Below are 17,043 nucleotides of genomic sequence, written 5' to 3'. Positions count from 1 at the left end.
AGGAAGCAAGGCCGTGCGGCTGTTCTCCGTCAAGAAGGGTCGAGGCGCCACAACGCGCTCCTTTGTCAGTGCGGCTTCAGGACCACCTTGGTCCATTCATTGGGGTTGTCGTGGAAGTTCTTGTAGCCCTCGGCGGCCTGCTCGAGCGGCAGCCGGTGGCTGATGAGATCTGTGGTGTCGATCTTGCCGTCCATGACCAGCTCCAGCAGCTGAGGCAGGTATTTCTGCACATGGGTCTGGCCGGTCTTGATCGTCAGACCTTTCTGCATGAAGGCGCCGATCGGCAGCTTGTCACCGATGCCGCCGTAGACGCCGGGCACCGAGACGCGGCCGCCCTTGCGGCACGCCATGATGGTCTCGCGCAAGACGTGCTGGCGATCTGTACCGAGCTTGGTCTCCTGCTTCACCGCATCGATGATGTTGTCGGGCGAGAAGCCGTGGGCTTCCATGCCGACCGCGTCGATGCAGGCGTCCGGACCGATTCCGGCGGTCATCTCGGTCAGTGCCTCGCGGACCTTGACCTCGTGGTAGTTCAGCACCTCCGCCCCGTTGGCCTTGGCCAGGGCGAGGCGGTTGGGGTGGTGGTCGATCGCGATGATCCGGCCGGCGCCCATCAGCTTCGCGCTCTTGATCGCGAACAGACCGACCGGGCCGCATCCCCAGATGGCCACGGTGTCGCCGGGCTCGATCTGGGCGTTCTCGGCCGCCATCCAGCCGGTCGGAAAGATGTCCGACAGGAACAGCACCCGTTCGTCCTCGATGCCGTCCGGGATGACGATGGGGCCGATGTCCGAATAGGGCACGCGTGCGTATTCGGCCTGGCCGCCGGCGTAGCCGCCGGTCAGGTGGGAGTAGCCGAACAGGCCGGCCGCCGGATAGCCGTAAGCGATCTCCGAGGCGTCGGCCTTGTCGGCCGGATTGGAGTTGTCGCAGGCCGAGAACTGCTGCTTGCCGCAGAAGAAGCACTGGCCGCAGGCGATGACGAAGGGCACCACGACCTTCTGGCCGATCTTCAGGCTGGTGTTGCCGCGGCCGATCTCGACGACCTCGCCCATGAACTCGTGCCCCAGGATGTCGCCGTTCGACATGCCGGGAATGACACTGTCGTAGAGGTGCAGGTCCGAGCCGCAGATGGCGGTGGCGGTGATCTTGATGATGCAGTCGCGCGGATTGACGATCTGCGGGTCGGGAACAGTGTCCACCTGAACATTGTGCCTACCGTGCCAGGTCAGGGCTCTCATACGCGTCTCCTAAAAATCGAATGGGTCACCAGTGGCGGTCGGCGCGGGGTGCGGCGTCTGGCGCCTTGGAGGTCGGGATCTCCCCCGTCTCCATCAGTTGTTTGAAGCGCCGCAGCTCGCGGCGGGCCTGCACGCGGGGTTCGCGCTGCAAGACCTTGGCGACCAGCTTGCCGACGGTCCCGGCGGGCGGGTCATAGCTGATGAAGACGCGCACCTCCGTGCCGCGGCCGAAGGCGTTGTCGCGGAACTCGATCCAGCCCTCGTGGTCGATGTCGCTCTCCCTGAGCGAGCGCCAGGCGATGTATTCACCGGGGCGGTCCTCGGTGATCTCGCTGACCAGTTCGACCTCGCTGCCAGCCGGGCCGGCGACGACCCAGCTGGAGCGGTCACCGTCCATCAGCTCGACCGACTTCACATTCTCCATGAAGGTCGGCAGGTTCTTGAAGTCGCGCCAGAAGGCGTAGAGCGCCTGCCGCGGGCGGTTGATCATGACGGCGCGGACGCTGGACGCCTCGAACTCGCCCTCAACCCGGTCATCGTCGGTGTAGGCGGTCGACTGGACGTCGGCGTCGGTGGACGGGGCTGTCTCGGACATGTCGGCTTCCTCGTGAGGCCCCCCAAGCGATCGGTTTCGCGCTTCGTTCCACGCGATCGTCGGAACCGGCCCCGGCGCGGCGGGTTGTCCGGACCCGCAAAGGAGCCCCTCATGACCGACCTTTCCCGCACGCCTGCCGAAGCCGTTCGGCCCCTCGCCGTGGTCACCGGCGCGTCTTCCGGAATCGGCTATGAGCTGGGCAGACTGCTGGCCGACGACGGCTATGACCTGGTCGTCGCCGCCGACACGCCGCTGGCCGAAGCGGTCCAGGCCTTCGAGGGTTTGGGCGCCCGCGTCGACGCCGTCGAGGTCGACCTCGCGACCGAACAGGGCGTGCAGTCGCTGATCGGAAAGATCGCCGGCCGTCCCGTCGACGTCCTGGCCGCCAACGCCGGGCATGGTCTGGGCAAGGGGTTTCTCGACGAACGCTTCGAGGACATCCTCCACGTCATCGACACCAACGTCACGGGAACGGTGCGCCTGGTCCATCTGGTCGGCGGCGCCATGCGCGACCGCGGTCAGGGGCGGATCCTGTTCACCGGCTCCATCGCTGGCCTGATGCCGGGCTCCTTCCAGGCCGTCTACAACGCCTCGAAAGCCTTCGTGGACAGCTTCTCCTTCGCCCTTCGGAACGAACTGAAGGACAGCGGCGTCAGCGTCACCGTTCTGATGCCGGGCGTGACCGACACCGAGTTCTTTGAACGGGCCGGTCTGATGGACACCAAGGTGGGCCAGTCAGACAAGAAGATGGATCCCGCCGACGTCGCTCGTATCGGCTACGAGGCCATGCGACGCGGCGATGGCGACGTGGTCGCCGGCATGAGCAACAAGCTGCAGGCCGCCATGGCCGCCGTCACGCCCCAGTCTGTCCTGGCGGAGCAGCACCGCAAGATGGCGGAGCCGGGCTCCGGCCAGACCTGACGAAATCGCTGGCCCGATCTGAAGCCGGACACCCACGGGTCGCATAGCCGACCCTGCGGAACCGGCGAAGGGGAGATCGGTTAGGCCGGGCGAAGACGCATGTCCGCGTTCGCCCTGAGGGTCCTATGCACACCAACGAATACGAATTCATCGGCTGGGACGCCTTGCTGTATGAGTGGGCCCCGAAGGCGGCCGCCGCGGTCCTTATCCTTGTTGCGGCCTGGTTCATCGGCAAGGCCGCGAAATGGGCCCTGGCCAAGAGCATCAACCGCATTCCCGGCGCCGCCAGCGCCGCCCCGAGCGACAACCCCAAACATTCCGTCGGCGCCAGCCTAGGCGAGGTCGCCTTTTGGCTGATCCTGCTGTTCGGTGTGGTCGCGGCGTTGGGCGTGCTCAACTTGGGTCAGGTGGTCTCGCCTCTGGACGCCCTGCTTACCCAGGTGGCCTCGGCTATCCCGAATGTCCTCGGCGCGGTGCTGATCTTCTTCATCGGCTTCGTCGTCGCCACCCTCGTCAAACGCGTCGCCGAGGCGGCGCTGAAGGCCGCCAACGTGGATCGCTGGCTTGAGAAGGCCGGCCTGTCACGCGCCACGGGCTCCACTGGCGTCAGCACCGCCATCGGGACGCTCTTGTTCGTGCTCGTGCTGATCCCCATCACCATCGCCGCCCTCGAGCAGCTGAATATTCAGTCCCTGACCGTCCCGGCGGTCGCGGTGCTGACGACCGTCTTGGCCGCCATCCCGAACGTCCTGGCTGCCGCCATCGTCCTCGCCGTCGGCTGGTTCATCGGGCGCTGGGTCGCACAGCTTATCGAGCGCATTCTTCCCGCCACCGGGTTTGACCGCAGCATCTCCAGCCTGACCAGCCTCACCAAGCTGTCGACCACGGAGCCGCCCGCGCCTACGGCATCGACTGCTCCCTATGCAGGCGACGTCACGCCCGCCACAGCGCGGGCCCTGGGCGCGGAGGAGACCAAGAGCCTTACGCCCTCGGCGATTGTCGGCAAGATCGCCATGATCGCTATTGTCGCCTTCACGGCCGTCGAGGCCGCTAAGCTCCTCGATTTCGGCTCCATCGCCATCACCCTGCAGGAGATCCTGTCGCTGGCCGGCCATGTCATCGTCGGCGCGATCATCATCACGGCCGGTGTACTGATCGGCGGCATCCTGGCGCGTCTGATCAACCGCGGCACCCGCGGCGCAGACGGCTTCGCCTCCACCCTCGTGCGCTGGGCAACCATCGCCCTCGCTACGGCCATGGGCTTACGGTTCATGGGCATTGCGGACGACATCGTGCTCCTGGCCTTCGGACTCATCCTTGGAGCCGCGGCGGTGGCGGTCGCTCTCGCCTTCGGGCTTGGCGGACGAGACGCTGCCGGCAAGGTGGCTCAGATGTGGGCCGACAAGATCACCGGCCGTCCGCGCTCCCCACGGACCTGAGTCCGCCAGGTTGGATCTCTTTGCGAAAGACTTTCGGGCCGCTCCACAGAGGAGCGGCCCGCACTATTATGGTCGGGACGCCCACTCTGGCCGCTTTGATGACCAGCGCGCCCGGCACAGGTAGGCTCTGACACCTACGACGCCTAGCTTGTGCCCGTTGATCGTGGAATAACGTGCCGTCGCGCTTCGGCTTGAACACCGACCACGACCGCGCATGCCGTGAACACAGGAGACCCCGCTTTGTCGGGCGGCTCCCGGAATACAATACCTCTCGTAGGGAATACGGGAGGCGCGTTCCCTGTGTGCGCGTGTTCAACCGTCCCGGCGCAAGCTGTGGCGAAACACGGGGATGAACGTGCAACGACACTTGATGCTGGCCGGCGCCTTGGCGCTGGGCTTGACGGCTTGTGATGAGCCGAGCGCTTCCGCCACAACGCCGCAAGCCGCTCAAACTGCTGCGGAAGCGCCCACCGAACAATTGGCCGCTGCCACGGCGGAGGCCGAACGGATCGAGCGGGAATACGCCGCGCGCGAAGAGGCCGAAAATCGGCGCAAACTCGATTTGATCGGCGCCGAGACGCAGCTGGGCGGAACGCTCAAACGGAATGAGCGATACCACGAATATCATCTTGTCCAGCAGCGCGGGGCGGCCGTGCCGGGACGGGAGTTCGAGGCGGCGATCATGTGCAAGAACGTCTTCGACGCCGCCGACTATAATATGTGGGCGCTGCAGAACTTGGTGATCACCGGCTCCAGTCAGGGCATGACCAGCTTCTTAGGCCTGGTTGATGGTCAGCGGGTCGAGATCTCGCTCGTGATAAACGAGGAGCGGCATGTACCGACGTTCCTAATCATGGGCGGAACCGCTATCGCCGCGTGCGAGTGATCAGGCCCGGTCATTGTCGGGCTTCTGATGCCAATATGGGGACTGGAGTTGGTACTGGCGGGACTGTTCTGCCTATGCCGCTGAATTATAACACTAATTCAGCGGCGGTGGCGGAGAGGGTGGGATTCGAACCCACGGTACCCGTAAAGGCACGCCGCATTTCGAGTGCGGTACATTCGACCACTCTGCCACCTCTCCGCGGGGCCGATAGACGCTTTGGTCGAGCGAGCGGCCTCTCTAATGGGGGTTCGCCCGGGCCGCAAGCGGGCAGATGAGGAAAATCGTCAGCGTTGTGCAGGAAGCGGCAGGCCGAGGGTCTCGCCGGCCGAATGATCGCCGTCGATCAGGCGGAAAAGCTCGGCCGGGCGACCGCCTGTGGCTGCGGAAAGGCGGCCAGTGGGCTCGACCAGGCCGGTGCGCTCGACCCCGCGGCGGAAGTTCTGCTTGTGCAGCGACAGGCCTGTAACGGCCTCGGCGGCGGCCTGGAGCTCGGACAGGGTGAAGGCGGACGGCATCAGGTCGAACAGGACCGGGCGGTACTGCAACTTGCTGCGCAGGCGGCCGAGGCCGGTGGCGAGGATGCGGCGGTGGTCGGAGGCCATGGCGCGGCCCGAAGCATCGGAGGGAACCGCGGCGTCGCGGTCGCGGGCGGCCTCGGCGACCAGGCCGGCCTCGTAGAGCAGTTCGTAGCGCTCCAGCACCCGGCCCTCGTTCCAGCGATGCGGCGGAGCGGGGGCGAACAGGGTGTCGACGCGGCCCTGGCGGCGGGGATCGCCCTCGGCCCAGCGGGCGAGGCCGGCGAGCAGCGGGGCGAGGCAGACGGGGGCGCCGCCGCGGCGGTCCTCCCACGGGAAGATGTCGAGCACCGGCATCCAGCGCGCCTCGGCCATCGGGGCGTCGGCGGCGTCGGAGGTCAGCGCCAGGTAGCCGACCGAGACCTCCCGACGCCGATCGGGGCCCGGGGTGGCGCGCGGGCTGTCCCGACCGAAGTCGCCGAAGGTGTAGAGTTGCTCGACGAAGCCGAGGCGAAAGCCGGTCTGCTCGGTGACGAAGTCGCGCAGCGCTCGTTCGAAGGTGCGGTCGCGGGCGGGATCGAAGGGGCCGAAGGGCAGGGCGACAGCGCCGTCGTGGCCGATCGTGGTCAGGACGCAGGCCTTGCGGTCGCGCAGCGCGATGACGACGGCCGACAGGCCGATGCGGACGCCCTGTTCCCCCGGCTCGGCCATGCCTACTCCGTGTGCCAGGCGTCGGGGGCGGGCATCAGGCCGACGGCCTGGGCCAGCACGCGATAGCGCTCGAGATAGCGCTGCTGGGCGATCGGGGCGGGCAGGGGCTCGATGACCAGGTCATAGCCCGCGGGCGGAGCGCCGAAGATGCTCAGCGACTCCTTCTTGTTGAAGCCGGCCAGCTGGGTGGCTTCGAAGAAGGCGCAGGCGCGGTCGGCCTTCTTGATCAGGGTCTTGATGGCTGCCGGGTTCTTGGGCGGCAGGCCGAAGCGAACGTGGATGGCGCCTTCCAGGCGGGCCTCGAAGGCCTTGTAGTTGACGCCCAGGGCCGCCTTGAACGGCGAGATCATGTCGCCGATGACGTATTCCGAGGCGTCGTGGAGCAGGGCGGCGAGACGCCATTTGGGCTCCAGACCCGGCTTGATGTGGGCGGCGATCTCTTCGACGACGCAGGAGTGCTGGGCCACCGAGAAGGCGTGCTCGCCGATGGTCTGGCCGTTCCAGCGGGCCACGCGCGCCAAGCCGTGCGCGATGTCCTCGATCTCGATGTCGAAGGGCGACGGATCAAGCAGGTCCAGGCGGCGGCCGGACAGCATGCGCTGCCAGGCCCTAGGAGGGTTCTTGGGGGCTTGAGACGAGGATCGGGTCGTGACGGCCAAGGCGGCTTCCTGTTCGCGTGGCCCGGTGTCGTGACCCATCGGGGCGGCGCGATCAAGCGTCGAGGCGGCTTATTCCCCGACGTTGAGCGCCACCAGCTCTTTGGCGTCCTCGAAGACCCGGCCGCGATTGGTGTCGCGCGAGCGCACCGTGGCGACGATGATCGGGCCGCCGGCTGGGCCGCGAGCCTCATAGCCGACCAGGCGCCAGCCGGCCTCGGAGGCGCGGTTGTCAGTCAGGATCCAGCTGGCGCGCGTGGCTTCGCCGGCGGCGCGCGTGCGGATCTCGGCGGAGTCCTGATGGGCCTGGACGCTGACGTTGTCGCCGTTGGCCTCGCCCTCAATGTTGACCCGGCCCTCGCCGTCGTTGGCGTCGATGTGGAAGCCGCCGATGCGGACGCTGGCGTCGTCGCCCTTGGACTCGATGTGCAGGCCCGGCATGCTGATGGTGGCGTCTTCGTCGTTGGCCTGGATGTCCACGCCGTCCTTCGGCAGCGTCCCGGCATGGCCGGCCGCAGCGGCCGCTTCGGCTTCAGCCTCGGCGTGCGCCTTGGCGCTCTTCAGCTGGGCCATGGCGTGCGGCAAGGCGGCGGACAGGTCCGCCTCGAACTTTCTCAGCGCCTCGGAAGCCGGCTTGCCGTTCAGCTTGACCATGTGGAGCGTCACCTCGGCGCCGCGCGGGCCGGCGTAGGTGCAGATCGTGCCCTCGGCGCTGGCGCTGCCCTTGCGGGCCAGCGAGCCCATGGTCTGCGGGCACTGCAGGGCGTCGACCACCTTCAGAGCGCCCTTCGCGTCAGGCTCCTCGGTACGGGTCGACGAGATGCGCACGCCGTCGCCGTCGCACGCGGCCGTCAGCGCGGCCAGGGCGCAAACGGTGGGGATCAGGAACGGACGGAGAAACATGATCTGGTAGTCCTTAACTCAGCCGTATCCTGCGCCTCGCGGGCGGCGAATCCAGTGAAATCGCGGTAACCGGCGTGACCAAACCTGTCCGCAGGGATACGGCGCAGGTAAGGTCGTCGTGCGGCCGCGCCGGGGCGGGCATTACGAGGACGCGCACGTTTCCGGGCGCTGCGGCTTGGATCATGGATGTCCCCCCGGACCTCCGCCCCAGACTGCACGAAATGCGCCCGGTGTCACCAGCCCGCTGTTCAGCCGCCGGGCCGCGAGCCCTCGCGGCGGCTGAGGAAGGCCAGCCGTTCAAACAGATGGACGTCCTGCTCATTCTTCAGCAGGGCGCCGTGCAGCGGGGGGATGAGCTTGTTCGGCGATGTCTCGCGCAGGGTTTCGGGGTCGACATCATCGACCAACAGAAGCTTCAGCCAGTCGAGGAGTTCCGAGGTCGACGGCTTCTTCTTCAGGCCGGGCGTGTCGCGGATCTCGTAGAAGGTCTTGAGCGCCTCGGAGACCAGCCGCGGCTTTATGCCGGGGAAGTGGACCTCGACGATGGCCTTCATCGTCTCGTCGTCGGGGAAGCGGATGTAGTGGAAGAAGCAGCGACGCAGGAAGGCGTCGGGGAGCTCTTTCTCGTTGTTCGAGGTGATGACCACCACGGGGCGGATCTCGGCGCGGATCGTCTCGTCCGTTTCCTGGACGTAGAACTCCATGCGGTCGAGTTCCTGCAGCAGGTCGTTGGGGAATTCGATGTCGGCCTTGTCGATCTCGTCGATCAGCAGAACGGGGCGGACGGGGGAGGTGAAGGCCTCCCACAGCTTGCCCTTCTTCAGATAGTTGCGGACGTCGTGGACCTGCGCCTCGCCGAGCTGGCTGTCGCGCAGTCGAGAGACTGCGTCGTACTCGTACAGGCCGTTGTGGGCCTTGGTGGTCGACTTGACGTGCCAGGTGATCAGCGGCGCGTTGAGGGCGCGGGCCATCTCATAGGCCAGGACGGTCTTGCCGGTGCCCGGCTCGCCCTTGATCAGCAGCGGCCGCTCCAGCGCCACGGCGGCGTTGACGGCCACCTTCAGGTCGTCGGTGGCGATATAGTTCGAGGTGCCTTCGAAACGGGACATAGGACGAGGGAGCTCCGATGGTCGCGGGCAGCGCTTGGCCGAGTGATTAGTGGTTAGTGATTAGTGATTGGCGGCTGTGAGCGAAAGCGCTCGTTGCGCGCAGGTTTTTGCGGCTGGCTCGGGCCAACCACTAATCACTAACCACTAATCACTTGCGGGCTTCACCCCGCCCGGCGGATCAGCTCGTCGGCCAGATCGGCGGTCAGGTAGCCGTCGGCGAGGCGGCCCGACGCCATTTGCCAGCGCCGCAGGGCGGCGCGGGTGTTGGCGCCGATGACGCCGTCGACGCCCTGGGTGTCGTAGCCGAGCGCGGTCAGGGCGCGCTGGGCGCCGATGCGCTGTTCGCGGGACAGGGGCGCATCGCTCGGCCAGGCCGCAGTCAGGCCCGGCTTGCCCTGGATGCCGTCGGCGGTGAGGCCGATGGCGAGGGCGTAGGACACCGAGTTGTTGTAGCGCCGGATGGCGTAGTGGTTCGGCAGGGCCAGGAAGGCCGGGCCGCGCGCGCCCTGGGGCAGCAGGATGGCGGCCTCTTCGCCGGCTTCCGCCGCGTTCGGGGCGCCGCCGCCGGCCAGGGTCACCCCCTTGGCCGCCCAGTATCGCCAGGGGTGTTTGTCGCCCTCGGCCTCGGAATAGTCGAAGCCGGCGGGCAGTTTGACCTCGTAGCCCCACGACTGGCCGCGCTTCCAGCCGGCCTGGGCCAGCAGGTTGGCGGCCGAGGCGAGGGCGTCGGCGTCCGAGTTCCAGATGTCGACCGTGCCGTCGCCGCTCTGGTCGATACCCAGGCGCAGATAGTTGTCGGGCATGAACTGGGTCTGCCCCATGGCCCCGGCCCAGCTGCCCTTCAGGCCGCCGCGGCTGCGCTTGCCGTCGACGATGATGTCCAGCGCGTTCTTGAGCTGGTCCTCGGCCCAGTCGCGGCGGCGGCCGTCATAGGCGAGGGTGGCCAGGGATCGGACCACGTCATAGTCGCCCTGGACCGCGCCGAAGGCCGACTCCTGGGCCCAGATCGAGACCAGGATTTCGGACGGCACGCCGAAGCGCTGGACCACGTCCCACGGCACGCGCTCGGTGCGGGCGCGGCCTTGGGCGATGCGCACCGGGGTGACGGCGTTCTGGACATAGGCGCCGGCGGGGCGGCTGAACTCGGGCTGGTTACGATCCAGGCGGATCACCGACGGGTCGGGCGACAGGCCGCTGAGCTCGCGCTCGTACTCGGCGCGCCGGGTCCCGCCGTGGCGAGCCAGGAAGCCCTGCTTCCAGCCGTCGAAGCCGGCCTGGTCGACCACCGGAGCGGGGGCGGGCGCAGTGGACGGCGCGGTCGGCGCGGGCTGGGAGGGCGCGGGCGCCGGGGTCGGGGCCACGGGCGGCGGCTCCGGCAGCATGGGCGCGCACGCGGCGACGGTTCCGATCAGGAGGAGGCGAAGGCTGAATCTCATGGCTACAGGCTAGTGTCCCCGACGGCGGCCCCGTCATAACAAGTGCGCGAGACGCGGAAGCGTTGCTGCAATACCGGGGCCACAGTGCGGCGGCGACGCAACGGATCGCTCGATTCCCCGGCCCACAACGAGCGATATAGACCGAAAGGCCAGCTTGACCATTAGCTTGACCGCGACGCTGGATAAGACCTCCGAGAGAGGACTTCGCCATGTTCAGCCTGCTGAGGCGTTCGATGTGTCGTCACGAGACCTATTGGTCCGAGCGCCGACGGGGGCATGTCTGCTACCGGTGCGGCCACGTCAACGCGGAGATCCGTCCGGTGGCTCGGTTCGGTTCGGAGATTCCGGGCTTCCGCCGCTAGGTCGGCGTCGCGCCGGCCATCAGGCAAGGGCGTCAGGCATCGGGGTTCGAGCCGATATCGGGGCCTGGCCGCGGCGCGCATCTTTCGGGCGAGCGAAAGGCGTGCAGATGAGCGACGCGATCTCGGCCATCCTGATCGTCAGCGGGGGTCTGACCGCCGGCGTGTTCGGCCTGTTCGTGGCGCCGCTGCTCCTGATGAGGTTGATCTTCGGCGTGGAGGCGCTTGAGCCGGCGAACGTGGCCGTCACCCGGCTTCTGGGGCTGATGATCGGCGGTCTCGGCGTCCTGCTGGTCCTTGCGGCGTTCGACCCGGCGATCCGCCCGCCGATCATGGCGCTCGCCACCGCCGAGAAGTTCGCGGCCGCCGCGCTCGTCCTCGGCACGTCCCTGCGTCGTCAGCGCGTCGCCGTGCTGATGGTGAGTGCGGATCTCGTCATGGGACTGCTGTTCGTCGCCTACTTCCTAGGCCTCTAGGCGGGGCTTGGGGCGCCGGCGTCGAAGCCGGGACTGCATGATCTCGCCGGAGCCGGCGGTCCGGATCGCGATGGCGCGACAAGAGGCGGTCGCCGGGGTATGGAGCCTACCTCGAAGGAATTCGGGGAGGGGCGTCCCTGTCTGGTTGACGAGGCGCGGAACCCTCTCTATACGCACCGCCTCCGCCGCTGGCTTGCCCCGCGGCTTTTCTATTTTGCTTTGCCTCAGGACGACGACCATGAAGGTCCGCAGCTCGCTCAAGTCGCTCAAGGGTCGCCACCGCGACTGTAAAGTCGTGCGCCGCAAGGGCATCGTCTATGTGATCAACAAGACGGACCCGCGCTTCAAAGCCAAGCAAGGCTAAGGCGTCCCGCGCCGGACACGGCGCGACGTAAAGAAACAAGGCTGCGGACTTGTCCGCAGCCTTTTTCGCGTCCGGCGTTGAGTCGGTCGCGGCGACGTGGTTAGCGTCGACCCAGATGGCGCTTCCGGCTGATGACGGCCCGGGCGCTCCCCAATCAGTTCTCCGGAGTACTTCCATGGCCGATGACGCCGCCTTCGATTCGTCGCCCGACGTCCTGACCGCCACGGCCCAGGGCCGGCTGCGCACCATCATCGAGCGCCTCGAGCGCCTCGAGGAGGACAAGCAGGCGGTGATGACCGACATGAAGGAGGTCTTCGCCGAGGCCAAGGGCGAGGGCTACGACGTCAAGGTGCTGCGCAAGGTCATCCGCATTCGCAAGCAGGACAAGGCCAAGCGCCAGGAAGAGGAAGCGATCCTCGACCTGTACATGTCCGCCCTCGGCGAGATCTGACACTGAAGCGAACCGGCTTCGGCGGGGGCAAGGGCGGCGCGAAGAAGCCGCCCCTCAGCCCGTTCGAAGCCGAACGGAAGGCCGCCCAGCGGGCGGCCCTCAACGCACTGAAGCGCGCCCGCCGCTCGGCAGAGAAGGCGGGCGTTTCGCTGTCCGAATGGGAGGGCGAGTTCCTGGACTCGGTCAGCGAGCGGGTGAAGACCCACGGCCGCGCCTTCGCCGATCCCGAACTGGGCGCGCCGGGCAAGGCCCTGTCGTCCATGCAGGGCCGCAAGCTCAAGGAGATCACGGCGAAGGCGAAGGGCGAGAAGCCCAAGCGGAGGTTCTAGGGGGTAGGGGCTAGGGGCTAGGGACGGCGCAAGGTCAGAACCACTCCCCTTTTCTAGCCCCTAGAACCTAGAACCTTCGTCAAAACAGGATCTTCCGGAACGTCAGCCCGATAGTCCGGCCCTGCGGGTCCATATAGTCGGCCTGGTAGTTCAGCGGCGGAGTCTCGCCGCTGGAGGTGGTCACCTCGATGCGCTGGTCGAACAGGTTCTGGATGCCGAGGTTCAGGCGCGAGCCCTTCAGCCACGGGTAGTGTTCGACGAGCTTGGCCTGCTGGCCCAGGTCGATGAACATGTTGAGGTTGACCGTCGTCAGGTCCGAGAAGGTCAGGTCCTCTCCGGTGCCGCCGTCGAGGCGGGTCGACTCGCGCCAGTTGGCGTTCAGGAAGGCGCCCATGCCGTTGCGGAAGACGCCGGCCTGGGCCTGGACCTCGTTGCGCGGGCTGCCGCCGCGGCTGGAAGTGGCGTCGCCGTCCAGCAGGTCCAGCGGGGGAATGCCGTCGGCGATCAGGATCTCATCCTGGATCCGGTAGGTATGATAGAGCGAAAAGTTGAAGCGGCCCTGGCCGGGCTGCATGCCGCCGCCGCGTCCACCGCCGCCGCCCATGCGCACCTGCATGCCGCCGCCGCCGGGCCCGCCGGCGCCCGGGCCGCGCGGGCCGTCACCGCCGCCGCCGCCTTCCATGCGCACGACCATCGGCGCGCCCATCGGACGCGGTCCGCCGCCCGGACCCGCCGCAGCGGCGGCCGCCGGGTTCGGCTTGCCGAACGCCTTGGAGAAGTTGAAGCCGGTCCTCACGTCCTGGCGTTCGGCGCGGGCGAAGTTCAGAGCGCGGGCGTCGACCGATAGCAGTTCGCCGCCGGGGCCGCGGATGAAGCGGTCGGGCAGGGCGGCCTCGAGCGCCGGGGTGATGGCCGGGAAGACGTTGATCGAGTCCTCGATCGTCGTCCGCGTCCAGGTCGACTGGATCCGGAAGTCGGTGTCCTTGATCGGGTTCAGCGTGAAGCCAGCGCGCCAGACCTTGCGGTCCTCGGCGTCGAGATCGGGGTTGCCGCCAGTGATCTGGGTGACCAGCACGGTTTCGCCGTTCTCGCCGGCGGTGAAGTCGAAGACCGGCACATTGGGGGTCGTGAGGATCGGGTCGTTGAGCTGGCCGATGGTCGGGGCGGCCTGCTCGTCGGTGTAGCTGACCAGGAAGGAGAGCTTCTCCCACGGGGCCCAATTCATGCCGACGCCCAGAGAGCCGAGGCCGCCGAAGTCGGACAGGTCCTCGAAGCCGGCGTTGACGTTGAACGACAGGTCGCCGACCGCGGGCAGGACCTCGTTGCGGGTGCTGGCGACCGGGATGTTGAAGCTGGCCTGGCCGCTGTAGCGGTCGCGCGACTGCGAGCGGTCGAGCGTGACGATGTCGCCGGTCTCGCGATTGAAGCGGGTGCTGGTGGAGTCGAGCGAGCGGGTGTCGGCGCCCAGTTTGAAGGTCGAGGACACGCCGCCGGCGGGCAGGTCCCACAGGTCGCCATTCAGGACCAGTTCGGTGGCCAGGTACTGGTTGACCGAATTGGCGGTGTCGGCCGGGATGCGGGTGAAGTCGTCCGGCGACGGGGTCCCGAACGGATTGGCGGTCGGATCGTCGGCGTCGAGACGCGTCTGGAAGGGCTCGGCGAGGTAGCCCCGGCCGGTGATCGTGTCGGTCTCGACGCGGTCGTAGTTGCCCGACAGGGTCCAGCGCCAGTCCTCGCCGAGGTAGCCGTCGAACAGCACCCCGACCTTGCCGGTCAGGGTGTCGTTGCGGCGCTGCAGGGCGTCGGCGGAGTCGAGATAGCGGAAGACCAGGACATCGTTCGCGAAGGGCGACTGGCTGTTGGCCGCGGGCAGATCGAGGATGACCCCCGGCAGACCGTTGTAGCTGCGGGTCGAGACGTCCTCGAGGCTGCCGCTGATGGTCGCCTGGGTCTTGCCGTCGATGTCGGTCTTGAAGGTGCCGCGGGCGGTGGCGCGCTCGCTGCCTGACAGCAGGGTGCGGTACGCGCCCAGATCGCCTGTGCGGGCCGGGCCATAGGCCGCGGCGAAGTCGTTCAGGGAGAACGGGCCAGTCCCGAGAGGAACCGGCGTGAGGCTCACCGGCTGGCCGACCAGGCCGGAGAGCGCGGGGTCGATTTCACCGAACGGATCGTTGGGCGTCGGGTCGATCGCCGGATTGAGCGGGCCGGTGACGTTGCCGATCAGGTCGAACGGTTCCGAGCCCGACTCGCGGATCAGGTTTCGCTCGCTCTCGAACAGGGGCGTGAAACGCTCGTACTCCGCGTCCACCGACCAGCGGCCGGCGCCGGAGATGCGCAGGACGTTGCCGTTGATCTCGGTGTTGGTGCGCCCGCCGTCGGTCGGGGTGCGGCCCTCGAGCTGGCCGGTCATCGAGCGGAAATTCGACTTGAGGACGAAGTTCACCACCCGCTGCTCGGGGCGGTAGCCGTATTCGACCGCGACTTCCTCGGGGAGGATGTCGACGCGCTCGATGGCCTCGGGCGGGATGCCCTGGATCTCTTGGAAGCCGGAGATGCGGCGGCCGTTGACCAGGGTGATCGGCGGGCCCGAGCCGCGCGAACTGCGCGTCGCCGGCTCGAGGTAGGTCAGCAGCTCCTCGATGGTCGAGGCGCCGTAGGCCTGGAGCTGTTCGGCGTTGAGCGACAGGTCCGGCGGGATGTCGCTGTCGACGCTGCCGCGCGGGCGCTGGCCGGTGGCGTTCACCACGCCCAGATCGACGGCGTCCTCGGCTTCCTCGGCGGTGGCGGTCGGGACGGCGGGCTCTTCAGCGGGCTGCTGGACGACCGGGACCTGTTGAGGCGGCTGCGCCGGCGCCGGCGCGGTCTGGATCATTCCGGCCATGAGGCCGGACAGGGCGGTCGTAACGAGAAGCATGCGGCGTTCCGGGGAGAGACAACGACTTAGAACGTGCCGCCTCGCTGTTTCCGTCGTGTTTCAACGACGAAACCGGGAGTTGCGGCCCGCGACCGGTGTGGCACAGCTTCGCCTTAGGGGCGGAATGAACTTTCGTACAGGGTGACGGCCGGAAGGCGGCGGGATCAGCCCGTTTCCTTCAGGGCCCCCTCGAGACCCTGCTCGCGCACCTTACGGTAGAGCGTCGACCGGCCGATGCCCAATCGGCGGGCGATCTCGGACATGTGGCCGGCATAGACCTCGATGGCGTGCTGGATCAGATCGCGCTCGATCTCTTCGAGCGTCCGCAGATGGCCGCGGTCGTCGAGGATGCGGATCGGCGTGTCCGGCAGCGGCGGCAGGTCTCCGGCGTCGAAGGTCGGGCGAATGACGGCGGCGGGCACCTCGGCGGCGGCGGCGAGCAGCGGCGCGGCCTGGCCGGAGATGGCCGGGAAGTCGTGCGGCTGGAGGAAGGGGGCGTCGGCCAGGACGATGGCGCGATAGACCGCATTCTCCAATTGGCGGACGTTGCCGGGCCAGTCGAAGCCCTGCAGCAGGGCCAGGGTCTCAGGGGTGCAGCCGGCGACGCGCTTGCCTTCCTCGACGTTGAAGCGGGCGACGAAGTGATCGACCAGGGCCGGGATGTCCTCGCGGCGCTCGCGCAGGGCCGGGGCCTCGATCGGGAAGACGTTCAAGCGATAGAACAGGTCCTCGCGGAAGCGACCCTCGCGCACCTGATCGGCCAGGTCGCGGTTGGTCGCCGACAGGATGCGGACGTCGACCTTGACCGATCGCTTGGAGCCGACCGGGTCGATCTCGCCTTCCTGGAGGGCGCGCAGGAGCTTGACCTGCATGTCGAGCGGCAGCTCGCCGATCTCGTCGAGGAACAGGGTGCCGCCGTTGGCCTCGGCGAACTTGCCCAGGTGCTTGTCGGTGGCGCCGGTGAAGCTGCCCTTCTCGTGGCCGAACAGGATGGATTCCACGAGATTGACGGGCAGGGCGCCGCAGTTGACGGCCACGAAGGGCTTGCCGGCGCGGTCCGAGGCGCCGTGCAGGGCGCGGGCGATGACTTCCTTGCCGACGCCGCTTTCGCCGGTGATCAGCACCGGGATGCCGGACTTGGCGGCGCGGACGCCGAGCGAACGGACCATGCGCATGGGCGCCGACTGGCCGACCAGGTCGTCGAAGGAGGTGCGGCCCGTGACGTGCTTCTTCAGGCGGCCGACTTCGGCGGTCAGCTGGGTCAGCTGCAGGGCGTTGCGCACGCCGACGAGCAGGCGCTCGGCCGACACCGGCTTGACGAAGAAGTCCTGGGCGCCCGCCTGCATGGCCTTGACCACGGCGTCGACACCGCCCGAGGCGGTCAGGACGATGACCGGGGTGGCGACCCCGGCGGTGCGGATCTCGGCCAGGGCCTCGAGGCCGCTCATGCCGGGCATGACCATGTCGAGCAGAACGACGTCGGCCCCGCCGCCCTTGGTCAGGCGGTCGATGGCTTCGCCGCCGGATTCGGCATGCACGACGGCGTAGCCTTCGCGCTCCAGCACGGCCTGGGCGAGGCGGCGCTGGGTCGGGTCGTCATCGACCACCAGAACGGTCTTGGCCATGGAGGCTCACCCTTCATCACATCATCGGCGGCCGGCCCTCGTTGAAGCGGGACTGGCTCATTCCGGGACGTTTTAGCCGTCACAAGGTGAAGATCGGGTTGGAAGGCAGGGTG

16 protein-coding genes and 1 tRNA gene are annotated in these 17,043 nt (G+C 67.9%); 7 read left to right on the top strand and 10 right to left on the bottom strand.

Features of this window, described 5'->3' with window-relative positions; genetic code table 11:
* Window positions 1-65: 65 nt before the first annotated feature.
* Together ASC65_RS12320 and ASC65_RS12315 are read right to left on the bottom strand one after the other, a co-directional pair.
* Complete coding sequence (locus tag ASC65_RS12320) at window positions 66-1,241, bottom strand: zinc-dependent alcohol dehydrogenase (RefSeq protein WP_056453649.1); 1,176 nt, start codon at window positions 1,239-1,241, stop codon at window positions 66-68.
* A 25-nt stretch (window positions 1,242-1,266) separates the two neighbouring features.
* Window positions 1,267-1,836 (bottom strand): SRPBCC family protein, encoded by a 570-nt coding sequence (locus ASC65_RS12315; protein WP_056453646.1) that lies wholly within the window; start codon window positions 1,834-1,836, stop codon window positions 1,267-1,269.
* 111 nt (window positions 1,837-1,947) lie between these two features.
* Here ASC65_RS12315 and ASC65_RS12310 point away from each other — a divergent pair, with 111 nt between their 5' ends.
* From ASC65_RS12310 to ASC65_RS12300, 3 genes are all read left to right on the top strand, one after another.
* Entirely contained in the window at window positions 1,948-2,757 is an 810-nt protein-coding gene (locus ASC65_RS12310; protein ID WP_056453643.1) for an SDR family NAD(P)-dependent oxidoreductase, read from the top strand.
* A gap of 125 nt (window positions 2,758-2,882) precedes the next feature.
* The gene (locus tag ASC65_RS12305) at window positions 2,883-4,196 is read left to right on the top strand and encodes a mechanosensitive ion channel (RefSeq protein ID WP_056453639.1); all 1,314 of its coding nucleotides are present in this window, start codon (window positions 2,883-2,885) and stop codon (window positions 4,194-4,196) included.
* 370 nt (window positions 4,197-4,566) lie between these two features.
* On the top strand, window positions 4,567-5,082 hold the full coding sequence (locus ASC65_RS12300; protein ID WP_156459653.1) for a hypothetical protein: 516 nt from the start codon (window positions 4,567-4,569) through the stop codon (window positions 5,080-5,082).
* 108 nt (window positions 5,083-5,190) lie between these two features.
* Here the strand turns inward: ASC65_RS12300 and ASC65_RS12295 are convergent.
* From ASC65_RS12295 to ASC65_RS12270, 6 genes are all read right to left on the bottom strand, one after another.
* Window positions 5,191-5,280, bottom strand: a tRNA-Ser gene (locus ASC65_RS12295).
* A gap of 86 nt (window positions 5,281-5,366) precedes the next feature.
* The gene (locus ASC65_RS12290; RefSeq protein ID WP_056453633.1) at window positions 5,367-6,308 is read right to left on the bottom strand and encodes an NUDIX hydrolase; all 942 of its coding nucleotides are present in this window, start codon (window positions 6,306-6,308) and stop codon (window positions 5,367-5,369) included.
* Between the two features lie 2 nt (window positions 6,309-6,310).
* A complete protein-coding gene (locus tag ASC65_RS12285) occupies window positions 6,311-6,904 on the bottom strand; it encodes a YfbR-like 5'-deoxynucleotidase (RefSeq protein ID WP_056453630.1) in 594 nt (197 codons plus the stop codon).
* Between the two features lie 132 nt (window positions 6,905-7,036).
* Window positions 7,037-7,867, bottom strand: coding sequence for a hypothetical protein (locus tag ASC65_RS12280; RefSeq protein WP_056453627.1), 831 nt, complete (start codon window positions 7,865-7,867; stop codon window positions 7,037-7,039).
* A 248-nt stretch (window positions 7,868-8,115) separates the two neighbouring features.
* Window positions 8,116-8,976: an AAA family ATPase gene (locus ASC65_RS12275; protein WP_056453624.1), complete on the bottom strand. Its 861-nt coding sequence runs from the start codon at window positions 8,974-8,976 to the stop codon at window positions 8,116-8,118.
* A gap of 161 nt (window positions 8,977-9,137) precedes the next feature.
* Window positions 9,138-10,412 carry a lytic murein transglycosylase gene (locus tag ASC65_RS12270; protein WP_056453622.1) on the bottom strand — a complete coding sequence of 425 codons (1,275 nt, stop codon included), beginning with the start codon at window positions 10,410-10,412 and terminating at the stop codon, window positions 9,138-9,140.
* Between the two features lie 469 nt (window positions 10,413-10,881).
* Here ASC65_RS12270 and ASC65_RS12265 point away from each other — a divergent pair, with 469 nt between their 5' ends.
* From ASC65_RS12265 to ASC65_RS12250, 4 genes are all read left to right on the top strand, one after another.
* Window positions 10,882-11,247 (top strand): hypothetical protein, encoded by a 366-nt coding sequence (locus ASC65_RS12265; protein WP_056453620.1) that lies wholly within the window; start codon window positions 10,882-10,884, stop codon window positions 11,245-11,247.
* Between the two features lie 238 nt (window positions 11,248-11,485).
* The gene (gene ykgO, locus ASC65_RS12260) at window positions 11,486-11,611 is read left to right on the top strand and encodes a type B 50S ribosomal protein L36 (protein WP_056453617.1); all 126 of its coding nucleotides are present in this window, start codon (window positions 11,486-11,488) and stop codon (window positions 11,609-11,611) included.
* Window positions 11,612-11,786: 175 nt separating this feature from the next.
* On the top strand, window positions 11,787-12,062 hold the full coding sequence (locus ASC65_RS12255) for a DUF2312 domain-containing protein (protein WP_056453614.1): 276 nt from the start codon (window positions 11,787-11,789) through the stop codon (window positions 12,060-12,062).
* A gap of 2 nt (window positions 12,063-12,064) precedes the next feature.
* Window positions 12,065-12,391 (top strand): hypothetical protein, encoded by a 327-nt coding sequence (locus ASC65_RS12250; protein ID WP_056453611.1) that lies wholly within the window; start codon window positions 12,065-12,067, stop codon window positions 12,389-12,391.
* A 79-nt stretch (window positions 12,392-12,470) separates the two neighbouring features.
* Here the strand turns inward: ASC65_RS12250 and ASC65_RS12245 are convergent, their stop codons facing one another.
* Together ASC65_RS12245 and ASC65_RS12240 are read right to left on the bottom strand one after the other, a co-directional pair.
* Window positions 12,471-15,305 carry a hypothetical protein gene (locus tag ASC65_RS12245; protein WP_056453608.1) on the bottom strand — a complete coding sequence of 945 codons (2,835 nt, stop codon included), beginning with the start codon at window positions 15,303-15,305 and terminating at the stop codon, window positions 12,471-12,473.
* A 164-nt stretch (window positions 15,306-15,469) separates the two neighbouring features.
* Window positions 15,470-16,930, bottom strand: a complete 1,461-nt coding sequence (locus ASC65_RS12240; protein ID WP_056453605.1) for a sigma-54-dependent transcriptional regulator — start codon at window positions 16,928-16,930, stop codon at window positions 15,470-15,472.
* Window positions 16,931-17,043 lie beyond the last annotated feature (113 nt).

It is taken from the genome of Brevundimonas sp. Root1279 (genome assembly GCF_001425945.1).
In the GTDB taxonomy this organism is placed as follows: Bacteria; Pseudomonadota; Alphaproteobacteria; order Caulobacterales; family Caulobacteraceae; genus Brevundimonas.
Note: the sequence above shows the minus strand (reverse complement) of the source record. Positions and strands in the feature narration are given on the sequence as shown.

Coding starts and splice junctions, on each gene's coding strand:
- ASC65_RS12280 (WP_056453627.1), bottom strand. CDS start 7,867: ATGTTTCTCCGTCCGTTCCTGATCCCCACCGTTTGCGCCCTGGCCGCG.
- ASC65_RS12290 (WP_056453633.1), bottom strand. CDS start 6,308: ATGGCCGAGCCGGGGGAACAGGGCGTCCGCATCGGCCTGTCGGCCGTC.
- ykgO (WP_056453617.1), top strand. CDS start 11,486: ATGAAGGTCCGCAGCTCGCTCAAGTCGCTCAAGGGTCGCCACCGCGAC.
- ASC65_RS12305 (WP_056453639.1), top strand. CDS start 2,883: ATGCACACCAACGAATACGAATTCATCGGCTGGGACGCCTTGCTGTAT.
- ASC65_RS12285 (WP_056453630.1), bottom strand. CDS start 6,904: ATGCTGTCCGGCCGCCGCCTGGACCTGCTTGATCCGTCGCCCTTCGAC.
- ASC65_RS12270 (WP_056453622.1), bottom strand. CDS start 10,412: ATGAGATTCAGCCTTCGCCTCCTCCTGATCGGAACCGTCGCCGCGTGC.
- ASC65_RS12240 (WP_056453605.1), bottom strand. CDS start 16,930: ATGGCCAAGACCGTTCTGGTGGTCGATGACGACCCGACCCAGCGCCGC.
- ASC65_RS12300 (WP_156459653.1), top strand. CDS start 4,567: ATGCTGGCCGGCGCCTTGGCGCTGGGCTTGACGGCTTGTGATGAGCCG.
- ASC65_RS12275 (WP_056453624.1), bottom strand. CDS start 8,976: ATGTCCCGTTTCGAAGGCACCTCGAACTATATCGCCACCGACGACCTG.
- ASC65_RS12245 (WP_056453608.1), bottom strand. CDS start 15,305: ATGCTTCTCGTTACGACCGCCCTGTCCGGCCTCATGGCCGGAATGATC.
- ASC65_RS12315 (WP_056453646.1), bottom strand. CDS start 1,836: ATGTCCGAGACAGCCCCGTCCACCGACGCCGACGTCCAGTCGACCGCC.
- ASC65_RS12310 (WP_056453643.1), top strand. CDS start 1,948: ATGACCGACCTTTCCCGCACGCCTGCCGAAGCCGTTCGGCCCCTCGCC.
- ASC65_RS12265 (WP_056453620.1), top strand. CDS start 10,882: ATGAGCGACGCGATCTCGGCCATCCTGATCGTCAGCGGGGGTCTGACC.
- ASC65_RS12255 (WP_056453614.1), top strand. CDS start 11,787: ATGGCCGATGACGCCGCCTTCGATTCGTCGCCCGACGTCCTGACCGCC.
- ASC65_RS12320 (WP_056453649.1), bottom strand. CDS start 1,241: ATGAGAGCCCTGACCTGGCACGGTAGGCACAATGTTCAGGTGGACACT.